14 protein-coding genes and 1 tRNA gene are annotated in these 15,245 nt (G+C 69.7%); 9 read left to right on the top strand and 6 right to left on the bottom strand.

All coding sequences use genetic code 11. From position 1 onward, the window contains the following. The coding region (locus BGN98_RS02925; RefSeq protein ID WP_288119464.1) for a 4-amino-4-deoxy-L-arabinose transferase at positions 1 to 1,474 on the top strand (1,474 nt) is incomplete at its 5' end. On the opposite strand, the gene BGN98_RS02920 is transcribed toward BGN98_RS02925, so the two are convergent. The 3 genes from BGN98_RS02920 to BGN98_RS02910 all read right to left on the bottom strand — a co-directional run bounded on the left by BGN98_RS02920 (position 1,459) and on the right by BGN98_RS02910 (position 5,829). Then, positions 1,459 to 2,172: a HEAT repeat domain-containing protein gene (locus BGN98_RS02920; protein ID WP_288119462.1), complete on the bottom strand. Its 714-nt coding sequence runs from the start codon at positions 2,170 to 2,172 to the stop codon at positions 1,459 to 1,461. The two genes, BGN98_RS02925 and BGN98_RS02920, sit on opposite strands and share 16 nt — an antisense overlap. Positions 2,173 to 2,242: 70 nt before the next feature. Beyond that, a complete protein-coding gene (locus BGN98_RS02915) occupies positions 2,243 to 3,664 on the bottom strand; it encodes a bifunctional phosphatase PAP2/diacylglycerol kinase family protein (protein WP_288119460.1) in 1,422 nt (473 codons plus the stop codon). Between the two features lie 125 nt (positions 3,665 to 3,789). Continuing rightward, positions 3,790 to 5,829 (bottom strand): DUF262 domain-containing protein, encoded by a 2,040-nt coding sequence (locus tag BGN98_RS02910; RefSeq protein WP_288119459.1) that lies wholly within the window; start codon positions 5,827 to 5,829, stop codon positions 3,790 to 3,792. Positions 5,830 to 5,964: 135 nt separating this feature from the next. Between BGN98_RS02910 and BGN98_RS02905 the strand changes: the two genes are divergently transcribed. The 5 genes from BGN98_RS02905 (at position 5,965) to BGN98_RS02885 (ending at position 11,002) form a co-directional block, all read left to right on the top strand. Next, on the top strand, positions 5,965 to 6,738 hold the full coding sequence (locus BGN98_RS02905; protein WP_039415559.1) for a hypothetical protein: 774 nt from the start codon (positions 5,965 to 5,967) through the stop codon (positions 6,736 to 6,738). 146 nt (positions 6,739 to 6,884) lie between these two features. Next, positions 6,885 to 7,667, top strand: a complete 783-nt coding sequence (locus tag BGN98_RS02900) for a DeoR/GlpR family DNA-binding transcription regulator (protein WP_288119457.1) — start codon at positions 6,885 to 6,887, stop codon at positions 7,665 to 7,667. Further along, entirely contained in the window at positions 7,664 to 8,611 is a 948-nt protein-coding gene (locus BGN98_RS02895) for a 1-phosphofructokinase family hexose kinase (protein ID WP_288119455.1), read from the top strand. The genes BGN98_RS02900 and BGN98_RS02895 overlap by 4 nt, the downstream gene beginning before the upstream one ends. A 37-nt stretch (positions 8,612 to 8,648) precedes the next feature. Beyond that, positions 8,649 to 10,688: a PTS fructose transporter subunit IIABC gene (locus BGN98_RS02890; RefSeq protein ID WP_288119453.1), complete on the top strand. Its 2,040-nt coding sequence runs from the start codon at positions 8,649 to 8,651 to the stop codon at positions 10,686 to 10,688. A 41-nt stretch (positions 10,689 to 10,729) separates the two neighbouring features. Next, complete coding sequence (locus BGN98_RS02885; protein WP_016465022.1) at positions 10,730 to 11,002, top strand: HPr family phosphocarrier protein; 273 nt, start codon at positions 10,730 to 10,732, stop codon at positions 11,000 to 11,002. Positions 11,003 to 11,073: 71 nt separating this feature from the next. Here BGN98_RS02885 and BGN98_RS02880 read toward each other — a convergent pair whose 3' ends face one another. Next, the gene (locus tag BGN98_RS02880) at positions 11,074 to 11,712 is read right to left on the bottom strand and encodes an MBL fold metallo-hydrolase (protein WP_036285223.1); all 639 of its coding nucleotides are present in this window, start codon (positions 11,710 to 11,712) and stop codon (positions 11,074 to 11,076) included. Positions 11,713 to 11,834: 122 nt separating this feature from the next. On the opposite strand from BGN98_RS02880, the gene BGN98_RS02875 reads away from it, so the two are divergent. Next, positions 11,835 to 11,910, top strand: a tRNA-Glu gene (locus BGN98_RS02875). Positions 11,911 to 11,972: 62 nt separating this feature from the next. On the opposite strand, the gene BGN98_RS02870 is transcribed toward BGN98_RS02875, so the two are convergent. Together BGN98_RS02870 and BGN98_RS02865 are read right to left on the bottom strand one after the other, a co-directional pair. Then, positions 11,973 to 13,085, bottom strand: coding sequence for a DUF4349 domain-containing protein (locus BGN98_RS02870; RefSeq protein WP_036285275.1), 1,113 nt, complete (start codon positions 13,083 to 13,085; stop codon positions 11,973 to 11,975). After that, entirely contained in the window at positions 13,082 to 13,645 is a 564-nt protein-coding gene (locus BGN98_RS02865; RefSeq protein ID WP_036285277.1) for an RNA polymerase sigma factor, read from the bottom strand. Before BGN98_RS02865 ends, BGN98_RS02870 begins: the two co-directional genes overlap by 4 nt. A gap of 221 nt (positions 13,646 to 13,866) precedes the next feature. Here BGN98_RS02865 and BGN98_RS02860 point away from each other — a divergent pair, with 221 nt between their 5' ends. Both BGN98_RS02860 and BGN98_RS02855 read left to right on the top strand, forming a co-directional pair. Then, positions 13,867 to 14,865, top strand: a complete 999-nt coding sequence (locus BGN98_RS02860; protein ID WP_036285280.1) for a TerC family protein — start codon at positions 13,867 to 13,869, stop codon at positions 14,863 to 14,865. A 150-nt stretch (positions 14,866 to 15,015) separates the two neighbouring features. Next, positions 15,016 to 15,245, top strand: a 230-nt coding sequence (locus BGN98_RS02855) for an aconitase family protein (protein WP_288119448.1), incomplete at its 3' end; no start/stop codon positions are given.

The following is a 15,245-nucleotide window of genomic DNA, read 5'->3' as shown; positions in this document are numbered from 1 at the left end:
CTGGTGGCAACGTGCGGCGCTGACGAGCCGCCTCTGGCCGCTGGTGTGGGCCGGCGTGTTCATCGGCATCGGCTTCCAGGCCAAGATGATGCAGGCATGGTTCATCGTGCCCGCGTTGGTGATCGGTACGGCCATCGTCGGCGACGGCCGATGGCTCCGCCGTCTCGCCCGCGTCGGCGTGCTTCTCGCGAGCACGGTGGTGACGTCGCTGTCGTGGATGATCGCCATGGAACTGGTTCCGGCGGGGTCGCGACCCTTCGTGGACGGCTCCACCGACGACGACGTCTTCGCCATGGTGTTCGGATACAACGGCATCGATCGGCTGTTTCCCAACGCCATCGCCGGCGCTGTGCGGAGCGGATCGGGTACCGGCGCTGCCGGCGCCTCAGCGTCGGCGACGAAGCTCATCGATCCCGCGTATGTCGGTGAGATTGGCTGGCTCTACCCTGCGGCGATGTTCGGCATCATTCTGGGTGTCGCTGTCGCTGTCGCGGTTGGCGCCTGGCGGCGACGGGGGGCTACCGCTCCTCCCTCCGTCAGATGGGGCGCGGGGCCGGCGACATTCGTGGTGCTCGTCGTGTGGCTCGCGACCGGCGCCGCGATCCTCTCCGCGGCGCGCATGCCTCACACGGCATATCTGTCGGCGATCGGCATCCAGCTCGCCCTCCTGGCCGCGCTCGGAATCAGCGAGGCGGTTCGGCTCCGCGCCGACGCCAGAGGGTGGGCGCGCGCGGCGCTGCCCGTTCTGGTCACGCTGCAGCTTGCGTGGTTCATCGCGCTGTCCGCGCTGTCACGGATGCCGCGATCTCTGACGCTCGCCATGATGATCGTGGCCGGCGTGACGTGCGCACTGGTGGTCGCCGCGGCGCTGTCGCCGAGCGTGCGCCGACGTCTCGGTCGCGGCATCGTGGTGGCCTCGGCGGTCGCCGTTCTGGCGGGGCCCGCGATCTTTTCTGCGCAGGTCGTCGATGCCTCACGCGACGGGAGCGGGGGAGACGCCTACGTGGGGGTGAAGCCGTCGGCCACGACGGGGTCGGCGTCTCAGGCGTTCGTGCCGTCACCGCCGCAGCTCTGGGGCGGCTTGCCGGGAATCACGCCCCCGTTGATCGAACTGGTCACGGCGGCGCGGGCTGCCGGCGGCGGTGTGGACGGCGCCCCGCTGTTCCTGACGGACTCTTGGAGCATCGCCGCTCCCGTCATCGACGCGACCGGGACCGAAGTACTCACCGACGGTGGATACTCCGGTCAAGCCGTGGTGTTCACGGCGGCAGAGGTCCGCGCGCGTATCGCGTCCGGCGTGCACCTGATCGTCGTGAAGGATCACGCCCCGAAGACCGATCCGGTGGCGGTCGCCGTGCGCGCGGCGTCGTGTCACGCGCTGCGCTCCTGGCCGTCGACGGCGGGCGGCGGGCAGGGGAAGACCTCGACGTCGAAGGAGAGCGCGCTCGGATTCACTCTCTACGCGTGCTCGTGAGGCGGCGACGGGGTCAGCAGAACGGCGAGGCGCTTCTTGGCGCGGTTCTCCCGCACGATCCATGCGACGTCGGGATCGTCGAGCGCGAGGGCGTGGAACACGGCCAACCCCGGGGCGGGGTCGGAGGCGACCGCGACACTCCAGCCGTACCCGAGCGTCTGGCGCAGGGTACGAACGTCCGGATCACGTCGCCTGTCGGCGGACAGCGAGCGGTGGCTCTCGGTGGCTGTCGCGCAGACGGCGACGGCCCGAGCCGCCTCGCGCGGCGACGTCAACAGCCGTGGCTCGCAGATCGCCGCGACGGTGGCGCGCTGAACGAGCGGATGGGCATCGCGCGCCCACGTCGTGGCCGCCTCGGCCATCGCGTTCGGCTCCACATCGCCCCACAGCTGAAGTCCGATGGCGACGCCTTCACGAACACGCCACCGTCCGTCGCACGCCAGGTCGCGTGCACGTGCCTGCTCCTGGGGATCCGCGGCGCGGCGAGCGATTGCCGCGGCGGCGCACATCGTTGCGAACTCGCTTCCGGATCGCAGCAGGGCATCGACCTCCCGAGCCCCCGCGATCGCGGCCGCAGCCGCGACGAGGCGGAGGTTGGCGCGGGGCCCGGGGAGCCCGGATGCCGCCTCGACCACCGGCGCCCACTCCTCGGCATCGAGCTTCCGCGGTCGTGCCGACCAGTCGACAGGCGCTTCCATGGCGCGAGCGTAGCGCCGCGCCGGCGGCTGAGAGCCCCCGTGAGCCGTGTCAATGGTGACGATCGCGCCGTCAGCGGGCGGAGGTTGCCGGAGCGATCACGGTGAGGGCGCGGGGGAGCACACGAGCACGGAGGCGATCGACCTCTTCGCCGAGCTCGCCGTCGCGGGCGATGCGATACGGGCCCCCCAGCAGCTCGAGGTCGAACTCGGCATCCGAGAACTCCTGGTAGCGACGGTTGCGGGAGATCCGTCCGGTGAACAGATCGACGAAGATCCGCGCGCGGGAGCCGAGACGCGAGACGCCGAGCACCCGCAGATCCAGTCGCGCATCGTCGAGCGTCGCCCGGTGCACCGGAGCGAACCCCCGCGGCTCGTACCTTCCGTTGCCCAGAAAGAGAAGACTGAAGCGGGCATCGACCGTTTCACCGTCGAGGTCGCGTACCCGGACCCGGACGGCCCGAGCGGCCCCCAGTGTCTTGACGGCGGCGACGACCGCGGCCAGCGGCTTGCCGATGCGGTGTTCGTAGCGTTCCCGGATCGTCACGAAATCGGTGTACGCGCCGACGCTGGCCGTGTTCACGAAAATCTTGCCGTTGACCTCCCCGAGGTCGACTTTCGCGACCGTGCCCGCCCGGATCGCCGCGATCGCCGTCGACAGCGGATACATGCCGAGGTCTTTGGCGAAGTGATTGAACGTGCCTGTCGGCAGTACGGCGAGCGGGATGCCGCGTTCGCGGGCGGCGTCCGCGGCTTGCTGCACCGTGCCGTCCCCGCCGGCGACGGCGAGGACCTCGCAGTCGGCTGCCGTCGCGCGGATGACTTCTGCATAGTCGTCGCCGGCGCCGAGCTCGACGACCCGCAGGCGGGGGAGGGCGCGGCGCACGGCGGGGAGGATGCGCCCCGCACGCCCGGAACCCGAGCGCGGGTTGATCACCAGCGCGATCCCGGCACCGTCCGGGTGCGGAGTGCCGGCGTGCACAGCGAGCGCGTCCTGGAGGGGGTTGACGCGCTCGACCGGCACGGCGCGAGTGGTCAGCCAGGCGATCGCCTCGCCGAGGGCGAAGCCTGCCGCCACATCCGACGGGTAGTGAGCTCCCGTGGCGACACGGGAAAACCCGACCAGCCCGGCGAGGGCACGCAGGGGAACGGTCAACGCGGGCATCTCGGCAGATGCGGCCGCGGCGAAGGCCATGGCGCTGGCCGAGTGACCGCTGGGAAACGAGGTGGAGTCCGGAATACGCCGGGCCAGCCGCCTCGTCGGCACCTGCGTGATGGACGGTCGAGGGCGGCGGTGCAGGCGCTTGGCGACCTGGTTCGCGAGAAGACTCGTCACCCCGATGGCCGCCAGCCCCCGCGCCGCGGCGCGCCGGCCGCGCCCACGAGCGAGGAGCGCGAGCAGACCGGCGACGGCCATCCACAGCACCGAGCGGTCGGCGGCACGTGTGAGCGCCGGCATCGTCGTGTCCAGGAGCGGGCTGCGCGTGCGCGCCACCGCCGCGAAAGTCGCGACGTCGATGGCGTCGACCTGTCGCCGGACGTCGCGCCAGCGTTGTGCCGTGCCCCGCGCAGTGCGGGAGCGGCGAGGCGTCATCGATCGGCGAGGAATGAGGGCTCCGATCACTTCATCGCGTTACCGATGTAGGAGTACTTGACGAACACCTCCGAGGCCCACCCCGCCTCGTCGAGCACGCCCTGAACCGCAGTGAGCATGTACTTCGAGTCCCAGCCCATGTAGAGGTATCGACCGTCGGCCAGCTCGTCCCACTGGCCGTTCCACGCCTTCGCGGGATAGACCGGTCCGCCGCGCCGCGCGCTGAAATCGATGACGCTCTGGCGGGAGTCGGCCCACAGACGCTTGAAGATGCGGTTGAAGAGGTAGCGGATGTCCGGCACCTCCCAGTGCTCGCCGCGGAACTCGACGTAGTCGAACTCGCGCTGCCATCCGCGCGGCCAGCCCCGACGCTTCACGGCATCCAGGATGGGCGTCAGATTGTCGTCGTCGATGCTGACGACGGCGGGGCGACGCCACACCTGGAGGAACAGCTCGGTCAGTGCCTGCGTGCGCGCGGCGATGGCTGCCGTGCTCCACGTCTCGGCGCGGGCGATCGCGCGCGTGATCCCAACGGCGCTCTCGTCGTACATCGCGCGCTTCTGCGGGAACGAGGCGTCGAACGCCCGCTCGAAGAGCTGGTCTTCCAGCAGCGTGAGGTTGCCGAGTGTGGGTGCCAGCGCGCGGAAGCTGTTCTGCTCGTCGTCGGTGAGGTCGGCCCATCGGCGGATGCCGTCGGGCGACCAGTCGTCGGAGGGTGCGGCAGGGGCGATGTGCTCGAGGCCGATGCCGGGAACGTCGATGTCGCCCGCCAGTCGCTTCAGCACATAGGCGGGGTACGGCAGCTCCGTGTACTTCAGGCCCACCCGGGTGCGTTCGTCCGACGGCGTGATCCGGGCGATCGCGTGCGCCAGGGCGTCGCGGGACAGTGCGGCGGCCCGACACAGGCGCGCGACCAGGCGGTCGGTCGTCACGCCCACGACGGTGCGTCGCAGCAGCAGCGACTGCACGTGCTCGAGCGAGACACGCAGCTCGGCAGCGCTGAGGTCTCCTTCGCCGTGGTCGTGAAGCAGTCGCAGCGCCAGGGGGTACATGCTGCGACCGAAGGTGTTGAGGTAGGCCAGCTGTCGTGCGATGACGGGGTCGTCGGCGCGCGCAGGATCGAGGAGGATCCGGTAGATGCCCGCGTAGCGACGCCACTGCGCGGCGCGCTCCCGCAGCGTCGCGAGGTCGAGGCGTGGGAACTGGGAACGGAAGGTGTCGTAGACGCCCCGCTCACCGGCGACCGTGACCTCGCGCCCGGTGAGCATGACCAGGTAGTGGCGCCAGAAGTCGCCGATCTGCTCGCCGGTGTCGTGCTCGATCGGCATCCAATACTCGTCTTCGATCTCGCCCTGCTCGGCGTGCGAGAGTCCCATGAGGACGTAGTTGTGGATCAGCTCGTGGTCACGCAGCGGCTCGCCGGTGGAGTTGAGACTCTCGAAGGTCTGCTGGGCGTTCGCGTCGGCGCCCAGGGTGATCGACACGTGTTCGAGGCGCTCCAGGCCCCGCCAGATGTGGGCGGCCTCGTCGGGGCGGATCTGGCTGCGGAAGAACGCGTAGTTGTCGTCGAAGCGCGACTCGCGCATCTCCTCGCCGGGTGCGCGGCGTCCGAGCACGACGCTCTCGAAGACGTCCGCCCAGGCGCGATGCGGGCGCAGCTTCGTCCGGGTGGGGTCGTCCGCGCGCACCAGCACCCGTTCGAGCTCGGCGGCGAGCCGGGGGTCGTCATCGCGGAGGGTGTGGTGGAGCGCGGCGACGAGGAGCATCAGGGTCGTGATGCGCTGCTGCCCGTCGATGAGCACGAGGTGGGCGTTGTCGTCGGACGAGCTCGACGCGGTCGAGAGGATCGAGCCGATGAAGTGCGTCTGCCCGGTGCCGGCGTCGGCGACGGCGCGCACGTCGGACAGCAGCTGCTCGCAACCGCCGATGTCCCACCGGTACTGACGCTGGTAGACGGGCACGACGATGGTCGTGTCGGATGCCGACAGCCATCGGATCGTCGCGACAGCGGTGGCCGAGACGTGTGCCGCCGCGACCGAGGGGGCGAGTTCCGTACCGCTGCTCATGCTGTCCGTGTCGCCTCCGCGCTCGCTCTCGATGACCGCCGTCGAGTCTAATCGCGTTCACATCGCCGCTCTGTAGGCTTGCCTCAGTCGGGCCTGTAAAAACTTCGCTTGTCCGGCAGAAAGGTTGAATCCGTCATGGGTTACATCAAGAGCGCGGCTCTCGAGGAGACCGGTTACGTCGTCCTCGACCGCTACAACAAGGAGATCGACCCGAAGGAGTGGCTCGACGTCGAGTACGTCGACTGGAAGTCCTCGGGCGACACCCGCTTCGCACCGCTGGCGTCGGCCAAGGGTGAGATCGAGTGCAACGGCTTCTGGAACCACAAGCCGCCGCGCACCGACAAGGACGGCGTCTGGATCGACTCGCAGACCGCCATCGCGCCCACGCTGACGGCGCGCGCGCAGGAGCCGGGTGCGAACGTCGGTCGCTGCCGCATCATCGAACTGCAGCCGAACACCTATGCCGACTGCCTCTACAACCTGCACCAGGACGACAACAACCGCCTGAACCCGGACGGCACCGGCTGGGTCGTGCGCGGCTTCTTCAATCTGACGGACGACACCACGAGCTATTTCGTGCTGCGCGAGAACCGCACCGATCCGAGTGAGGAGACGCGGATCGCCCTGCCGGCCGGCGCGCAGCTCATCGTCGACACGCAGCGGCTGTGGCACGCCGCCGCCCACTACGGCACGGAGCCCCGGTACTGCCTCATCACCTCGTGGGAGTCGGGTCCCGAGCTCGACGCCTACATCGCCAAGTACAACGGCGTGAACAAGGTGGACAGCTACCCCGTCGACCAGGAGACGCTGGACGCCGGTCAGATCGAACAGGAGCGTCGCATCGCCGCTCGCGCCGCCGCTCTGGCTGCACGCGGTCAGCAGGAAGTCACGGTGATGAGCGAGGCCTGAGCCTCGGCATCCCTCCGCGCGCCGCGCGACAGAAGGGCCCCGGTCTTCGGATCGGGGCCCTTCTGCGCGTGATGTGGTTTTTCCTGGTCTGGTGTGTTGATGCGGCTGTGTTTGTGTTGTAACGTGTGGCTATTCAAGGAGGAACCGTGTACGCAACGGAGCGACAGCAGCTCATCGAGCAGCTGATCACCACTGAGGGTCGGGTCGTCGTCATCGATCTCGCTCGCCGCTTCGGCGTCACTACCGAGACGGTTCGCCGCGACCTCGATCAGCTCGAGTCGGCGGGCCTCGTGCGTCGCGTGCACGGGGGAGCCGTCACCCGCACCCGCGTCAGTACCGCGGAGACCTCCTTCGTCGAGCGCACTCAGCGTCGCACCGATGCGAAGCTCGCCATCGCGGCGCGCGCGCTGGACGCCATCGGCACCCACGGTGACGGCTCGGTATACATCGATGCGGGCACCACCACGGCCGCGCTGGCGGGACTCTTGGCTCAGCGCGCCACGACGGCGCACCCGCTCGAGGTCGTCACGCACTCGATGACGGTCGCGCACCTGCTCGCCGGAGCACCGGCGCTGAACCTCACCGCGATCGGCGGCCGCGTTCGCGGGCTGACGGCCGCCGCGGTGGGCGCGCAGACCGTCGATGCGATCTCGCGCCTTCGACCCGACCTCGCCTTCATCGGCACGAACGGACTGTCGGCCGCGTTCGGGCTCAGCACCCCCGACCCCGACGAGGCAGCCGTCAAGCGTGCCGTCATCGCCTCGGCCCGCCGGATCGTGGTCCTCGCCGACGCGGAGAAGTTCGACGGCGAGCTCCTCGTGTCCTTCGGCCGCCTCGCCGACCTCGACATTCTCGTCACCGACGCCGAGCCCCCTGCCGACCTGGTCGCCGCTCTCGGCGACGCCGATGTGGAGGTGTGGATCGCATGATCGTCACTCTGACCGCCAATCCGTCCCTCGATCGCACGGTGACCCTGTCCGATGCGCTGCGCGTGGGGGAGGTGCAATCGGCGCTGGCGGTCCGGGAGGATGCCGGGGGCAAGGGCATCAACGTGACCCGCGTGCTCACCGGTTCCGGAGCCGCGAGCCGCGCGGTCCTTCCGTTGGATGCCGACGACCCGTTCGCGGCCGTGCTGCGATCCGCTCATGTGCCGGTCCTCGCGGTGCCGCTGCCGGGTGCCGCCCGGGCCAACCTGACGCTCACCGACGGTGAGGGCGTGACCACGAAGATCAACCTTCCGGGAGTGACGCGCGGCGCGGCCGACGCGGCGACCCTCATCGACGCGACCGTCCGGGCGTCGGAGGGGGCGGACTGGCTCGTCCTCGCCGGGTCGCTGCCGCCGGGCCTCGCGGACGACTTCTACGTCGACGTGATCACCGCCGTTCGTGCGGCGGGAACCGCGGCGCCCCGCATCGCGGTCGACACGTCCGGCCCGGCGCTGCGCGCGGTGGTGGAGCGCGGACGCCCCGAGCTCATCAAGCCCAACGACGACGAGCTCGTCGAGCTGACCGGGATTCCTCTCGACGCGACCCGACCGCTGCCCGAGGCCGTGCTCGCGGTCGCTCGCGAGCTCGTGCCGGCCCGCGTCGGTGCCGCCTTCATCACTCTCGGCGGCGACGGCGCCGTATTCGTCGACTCCGAGGGTGCCTGGTTCGGAACCCCTCCGCCCACCCGCGTCCGCAGCACCGTGGGCGCCGGCGACAGCTCCCTGGCGGGCTTCCTGCTCGCGGACATCGCGGGGGGCAGTCCCGCGGAACGTGTGCGCAGCGGCATCCGGTACGGGTCGGCGGCGGCATCGCTTCCGGGAACCCAGGCGCCCACCCCCGCAGATCTCCTCCCCGGCGAGGTGCCGGTGAGGGCCCTCACCCTCTGAAAACAACCCTGAACCCAAACGACCACTGGAGGTCACCGTGTCAGAGATCATCACGCCGGCGCTCGTCAGCCTTGACGAGTCGCTCGGCACCGACAAGCGGGCCGTCATCGACGCCCTCGCCGCGCGCGTCGCGGCGGCGGGGCGCGCGACGGACGCCGCGGCCCTGGCCGCAGACGCCTGGAAGCGCGAGCAGACCGACGAGACCGGCCTTCCGGGCGGCATCGCGATCCCGCACGCCAAGAGCGCAGCGGTGCGCGAGGCGACGCTCGCCTTCGCGCGGCTGAAGCCCGGCATCGACTTCGGCGCCGACGACGGCCCGGCCGATCTCGTGTTCCTCATCGCCGCCCCCGACACGGCGGCCGAGGAGCACCTGGCCGTGCTGTCGCAGCTCGCGCGCAGCTTCATGCGCGAGGACTTCACGGCGGGCCTGCGCGCCGCCGCGACGCCCGAAGAGGTGGTCGCCCTCGTGACCTCGGCGGTCTCGGGCACCGGCTCTCCCGCAGCGGCACCGGCTGCCGCGTCGACCGCAACGGCGGACAGCGCCCACCTCATCGACGGGCGCCCCGCGCGCATCGTCGCGGTCACCGCCTGCGCCACCGGCATCGCGCACACCTTCATGGCCGCCGACGCGCTCACCGCGCAGGGCCGCAAGGACGGCGTCGACCTCATCGTCGAGCCGCAGGGCTCGAGCGGATACAAGGCGCTCGACCCGAAGATCATCGAGGCGGCGGATGCCGTCATCTTCGCCGTCGACGTCGACGTGCGCGAGCCCCAGCGCTTCGCGGGCAAGCCCGTCGTGCGCGCGAGCGTCAAGCGCGGCATCGAGGCGCCGGCTCAGCTGGTCGCCGAAGCGATCGCCGCCGCGAAGAACCCGAACGCCGCGCGCGTGAGCGGTTCGGCGGCCGCGGCATCCACCGCGACGTCGGGTGCGGGGGAGTCGTACGGCGCGAGCATCAAGCGTGCCCTGCTCACCGGCGTCAGCTACATGATCCCGTTCGTCGCGGGCGGCGGTCTGCTCATCGCGCTCGGCTTCCTGCTCGGCGGCTATACGATCGCGTTCGACGCCGACAAGATCCTCGGTGCGTCGACGCTGTGGAACCTCGGCGACACATCGCTGATCGTCTACCTCGGCGCGGTGCTGTTCAAGATCGGTGCGCTCTCGTTCGGCTTCCTGGTTCCTGCCCTCGCCGGCTACATCGCGTACGGCATGGCCGACCGACCGGGTATCGCCCCCGGTTTCGTCGCGGGCGCGGTCGCGGGCTTCATGGGCGCAGGCTTCCTCGGCGGCATCGTCGGTGGTCTGCTGGCCGGTGTCGCGGCGCGTTGGCTGAACGGCCTGGACGTGCCGCGCTGGCTGCGCGGACTCATGCCCGTCGTGATCATCCCGCTGCTCGGCTCGATCTTCGCCTCCGGGCTCATGCTGCTCGTGCTCGGCGGTCCCATCGCGTGGCTGACCAAGGCCCTCAACGACTGGCTGTCCGGTCTGACCGGTGCCGGCGTGATCATCCTCGGCGTCATCCTCGGCCTCATGATGTGCTTCGACCTCGGTGGCCCCGTCAACAAGGTCGCCTACGCGTTCGCGACGGGCAACCTCGCCGCCGGCATCGCCGGTGACGAGCGTTACCTGCAGATCATGGCCGCCGTCATGGCTGCCGGCATGGTCCCGCCGCTCGCGATGGCCCTCGCCTCGACCGTCATCGACCGCAAGCTCTTCACCGAGCCGGAGCGCGAGAACGGCAAGGCGGCCTGGCTGCTGGGCGCGGCGTTCATCTCCGAGGGCGCGATCCCGTTCGCCGCGGCCGACATCTTCCGGGTCATCCCCTCCATGATGCTCGGCGGCGCGGTCACCGGTGCCCTCTCGATGGCGTTCGCCGTCACGAGCAAGGCGCCTCACGGCGGCGTGTTCGTCTTCTTCGCGATCGACAACTTCTGGCTGTGGCTCGTCGCCATCGCCGCGGGTACGGTCGTCGCGGCCTTCTCGGTCGTCGCTCTCAAGCGCTTCGCGCGCCGCGGATCGGCCGCCAACGAGGGTATGTCCGGCGCCAACGCGGTTTCTCCCGAAGCCGTCAGCGCCTAGGCTCGAACACAGAAGAAAACGACCGATCCAAGGAGGATCCCATGGCAGAACGCCAGGCCACCGTCGCCAGCAGCTCGGGTCTGCACGCGCGCCCCGCGAAGCTCTTCGTGCAGGCGGTCCAGCAGACCGGCGTCCCCGTGACGATCGCGGTCGAGGGCGGTCCTGACCTCAACGCCGGGAGCATCCTCACGCTGATGGGTCTGGGCGCCACCCAGGGCACAGTCGTGACGCTCAAGGCCGAGGGTGAGGGTGCCGACGCCGCACTCGATTCGCTCGTCGCGTTCCTCGAGACCGACCACGACGCCGAGGCCTGATCGGCGCACACGCACGGATGCCGCGACTCCCGGAGTGACCGGGGGTCGCGGCATCCGTCGTCGTCGGGGTGTCAGAGATCGATCGCGTCGCCCGGATCGAGGGGACTGAACCGTCCGCCGCCCTGTTCGGTGGCCCAGTGCAGACGCCCGCGGTGCATGTCGAGCCCGATGCGGGACAGTGTCATGTCGTGCGTCGCGAACGAGTGCTCCGGCTTCACGGCGAGGACGAAGTCCATGGCCTCGCCGATCTTCAGCCACGGAGCGCCGACGGGGGCGGCGAGCAGCCGGACGTCCGCGCCCGCGGGGACGGCGTAGGAGTCGCCGGGGTAGTAGAACTCCTCGTCGACCAGCACGCCCACGTTGTCGACCACAGGGATCGACTCGTGGATGACGGCGTGGCGCCCGCCGAAGAAGCGGAGCGAGAAGGGGCCGACCGTCACGGCGTCCCCGGGAGCGACGACGGTGAGGCCGAACTCGGCGGCCGCGTCTGCGACGCCCTGGGGGCCGTAGATCGGCACGTCGGACGCGTGCTCCCGGATGCGGCGGAGATGCTCGGGCGTCCAGTGGTCGGGGTGTTCGTGGGTGAGCACGACTCCGACGGTCCCGGCGAGATCCTGCAGCGGAAGCGTGAAGCTTCCCGGATCGATGAGCAGCTGGCTGCCCTCGCGCTCCAGACGCAGGCAGGCGTGTTCGTGTTTGGTGACGCGCATGTCGCTCAGTCAACGCCTGTCGTGCGATCGGGGCAAGCCGGGCGCCCCGTCCGGTCTCGATTTGGTGAGGCGTCGATCGTCATGGCATAATCGAACGGTTGCTTACGCAGCGAAAAAGGTACGGCCCCATCGTATAGCGGCCTAGTACGCCGCCCTCTCACGGCGGTAACGCGGGTTCGAATCCCGCTGGGGTCACCACGACGGAAGCCCGGTCCAGACGGACCGGGCTTCTGTCGTCACCGCCGTCGTCGTGGAACCGATCACCCCTCCGCGGAAGCGTTCCGTCGGCTGTGACGGCGTCGACGCGCTCGCACGACGAGCACCACGACGGCCGTGACGACGAGCCCCACGCCGAGCCACGGGAGCAGGAACCCGACCGCGACGACCAGGGCGTTGAGCGTGGCGACGAGGCCGTTCCACCCGGCGGCGACGCCATCGCCGAAGCCGGCCGGGTCGGCGGTCACGGCGGGGGACGGCTCCAGCAGAGAGACCGTGAGCGTCGACATGGCGACCTGCGACTCGGTCCAGGTCAACTGCTGACGCAGGGAGTCGAGCTCCGATTGGCGTTCGGAGAGCGCGGACTCGGCGGCGATGAGGTCGGCCGTGGAGCTCGACTGCTTCATGAGGTCGGTCAGGCGTGCGACGGAGGTCTCCAGTGCGCTGACACGAGCCCGAAGATCGAGGGTCTCGGTCGTCACGTCCCGCCGGTCGGTCTGCGATGCGGTGACGGTGCCGAGCGTGGACAGTCCGTTCACGACCTGCGACAGCGCATCGGCGGGGACCCGAACCGTGATCCAGGCGCTCGCCGGAGCGGGCATCATCTTGCCCATGTCGGGCAGCGGAGCGGCCGGTTGCCCGGGCGAGGTCCCCGTGCTCTGAGATTCGACGTATCCGCCCGCATCAGCTGCCGCCGTCGCGATCGCCTGCGCCGCGGATGCCGCGTTCTGCACGTCCACGGTGGCGGACGCGCTCACGGCGATCTGCCGGTCCGCGGTGTTCACCGCAGCAGTACCAGCGGAGGCTGCCGCGCCGCCTGAGGAGTCTGCGCCGCTCATGCCCTCGGCGCGGGTGTCCGGGGCGGTGGCGATCGCGCTGCCACCCTCCAGCGAGACGGACGTCAGGGACGACGCTCCCGACGAGCCGGAGACTCCGTGCAGCACGGACGGAGCGATGATCGCGGACACCGCGACGAGCGCCGCTGCGGCGGCACCGCCCATCCAGAGACGTCCGCGGCGCACAGCGCGCGCACGCTCCCTCTCCGCCTTCTGCCACTGGGCGCTGCGTTCCTCCGCGATCTGGGCGAAGAGTCGCTGCTCAATGACTTCGACACGGTCGTCGGCGAGCTCAGGCAGTGCGTTGTCTTCCGTGGTCATGACCCCTCCGAGGTGATGGTGGTGCGCAGCGAGCTGCGGATGCGGGAGAGGCGGTTTCGGACCGCACCATGACTGACGCCGAGTCGGTCGGCGGCTTCGCGGTAGCCGTAGCCCTCGGCCGCGCACAGGCGGAAGATCTCCTGATCCAGTTCGCCGAGCGTCGACAGCTGAGCCGCGATCCGATCGGCGAGGTCGGCGTCGATGACCGCACGCTCGACATCGATCGTCGCCGGAAGGGTCTCGTCGACTCCTGTCGCCAGGTGCTCGCGGTCGCGCTTCTGACGCCGGACGCGGTTCGCGGCCTGGAAGCGGCAGATGGTGACGAGCCACGGCAGGAGGGATTCGCTCTCCAGCTGCAGCCCACCGATCTTGCGCCACGCCACGAGGAACGTCTCCTGCGTGACGTCCTCGGCATCGGTCGCCGTGCCCACCAGCGCGTGCGCCACGGCGTAGACGGCGCGCACGTAGGAGCGATAGAGCGTACGGAAGGCGAGGTCGCTGCCCGCGGCCGCGGCCGCGACCAGCTCCGCGTCGGTGCGCAGGCCGGAGTGGTCGGTCATGGTGTCCTCATCGTCTCTCACTGGATGAGTGTCCGCGAGCGGCGAATCGTCTCAGAGAACTCGGCATCCTCGAAGCCGGTATCCTGGTCGCAGCGAGAGGGAGTATCCCGTTCTCGCGCGCCCGTCACCACGGGCCCGACGTCGGGTTCCCGGGCGCGCGCCGCAGCACCGCTGACGGGGGAGAGACTTTCGACGTTTCGTCATCCCCTCGAAAGGCCTGCATGGACCTCCCCGTCTGGTTCGAGATCGGTTCGCTGATCGTTCTGGTGCTGATCCTCGTCGCCGATCTCGCCCTCATCGCACAGCGGCCGCACATTCCGACGCCCAAGGAGTCGAGCCTCTGGGTCGTCTTCTACGTCACTCTCGCGCTGATCTTCGCGGGACTGATGTGGCTGTTCGCCGGCGGGGAGTACGCCGGCCAGTTCGTCGCCGGCTGGCTCACCGAGTACAGCCTGTCGATCGACAACCTCTTCGTCTTCGTGCTCATCATGAGCCAGTTCTCCGTGCCGCGGCGCTACCAGCAGAAGGTGCTGATGGTGGGCATCATCATCGCGCTGGTCCTCCGCGGACTGTTCATCCTGGCCGGGGCCGCCATCATCGAGCAGTTCAGCTGGGTGTTCTACATCTTCGGCGCCTTCCTCATCTACACCGCGTGGAGGCAGGCGTTCCCGGGCGGCGACCACGACGAGGAGATCAAGAAGGAGTCCGTCGTCGTGCGGCTGCTGCGTCGTACGATCGACATCAGCGAGGACTACGACGGTCCGAAGGTGCGCACGCTCGTCGACGGCAAGCGCATGTTCACCCCGATGATCATCGTGTTCGTCGCGATCGGCATGACCGACCTGCTGTTCGCGCTCGACTCGATCCCCGCGATCTTCGGCATCACGCAGAGCCCCTTCATCGTCTTCACGGCGAACATCTTCGCGCTGATGGGCCTGCGCCAGCTCTACTTCCTGCTCGGCGACCTTCTCGACCGTCTGAAGTACCTGCACTACGGCATCGCCTTCATCCTCGCGTTCATCGGTGTCAAGCTCATCGCGCACGCGATGCGCGAGAATGAGCTGCCGTTCATCAACGGCGGCGAGAACATCGCGTGGGCGCCCGACATCTCGACGTGGATGTCGCTCGGCGTCATCGTCGTCTCGATGGTCGTCGCGACGGGGGCGAGCCTCATCGCGGCGCGGAGGGAAGGGCGCGACGTCACGCTCGACGAGCGGTGACGATCCGGCGCCGATCGCCGCGGTGGTAGTCTGAGCCGGTGCGGATCGCTCGCCTTCTCCTTAGCCGCCGCGACGAGACCTCGTTCTGAGCCCTCTCTCGTCGCGGAGTCCGTCGCGGGCTTGATCCCCTTATCTGGAGAACGAGACAGCATGAGCACAACGATTCCCGACCGCCCGCGGACCCTCGCCGAGAAGGTCTGGGACGACCACCTCGTGGTGAAGGGCGAAGACGGGCAGCCCGACCTCATCTACATCGACCTGCACCTCGTCCACGAGGTGACCAGCCCCCAGGCATTTGATGGTCTGCGCGCCGAGGGTCGTCCGGTGCGGCGGCTCGATCTGACGATCGCGACCGAGGACCACAACACGCCCACGCTCGA

It is taken from the genome of Microbacterium sp. 69-7, assembly GCF_001897985.1.
Taxonomy (GTDB): domain Bacteria; phylum Actinomycetota; class Actinomycetes; order Actinomycetales; family Microbacteriaceae; genus Microbacterium; species Microbacterium laevaniformans.
The sequence above is the reverse complement of the archived record's forward strand: the minus strand, read 5'-3'. Positions and strand labels throughout refer to the sequence as shown.

Excerpts from the sequence above, each read along its gene's own strand:
- BGN98_RS02920 (WP_288119462.1), bottom strand. The coding sequence starts at position 2,172 with ATGGAAGCGCCTGTCGACTGGTCGGCACGACCGCGGAAGCTCGATGCC.
- BGN98_RS02910 (WP_288119459.1), bottom strand. The coding sequence starts at position 5,829 with ATGAGCAGCGGTACGGAACTCGCCCCCTCGGTCGCGGCGGCACACGTC.
- BGN98_RS02905 (WP_039415559.1), top strand. The coding sequence starts at position 5,965 with ATGGGTTACATCAAGAGCGCGGCTCTCGAGGAGACCGGTTACGTCGTC.
- BGN98_RS02895 (WP_288119455.1), top strand. The coding sequence starts at position 7,664 with ATGATCGTCACTCTGACCGCCAATCCGTCCCTCGATCGCACGGTGACC.
- BGN98_RS02885 (WP_016465022.1), top strand. The coding sequence starts at position 10,730 with ATGGCAGAACGCCAGGCCACCGTCGCCAGCAGCTCGGGTCTGCACGCG.
- BGN98_RS02880 (WP_036285223.1), bottom strand. The coding sequence starts at position 11,712 with ATGCGCGTCACCAAACACGAACACGCCTGCCTGCGTCTGGAGCGCGAG.
- BGN98_RS02870 (WP_036285275.1), bottom strand. The coding sequence starts at position 13,085 with ATGACCACGGAAGACAACGCACTGCCTGAGCTCGCCGACGACCGTGTC.
- BGN98_RS02865 (WP_036285277.1), bottom strand. The coding sequence starts at position 13,645 with ATGACCGACCACTCCGGCCTGCGCACCGACGCGGAGCTGGTCGCGGCC.
- BGN98_RS02860 (WP_036285280.1), top strand. The coding sequence starts at position 13,867 with ATGGACCTCCCCGTCTGGTTCGAGATCGGTTCGCTGATCGTTCTGGTG.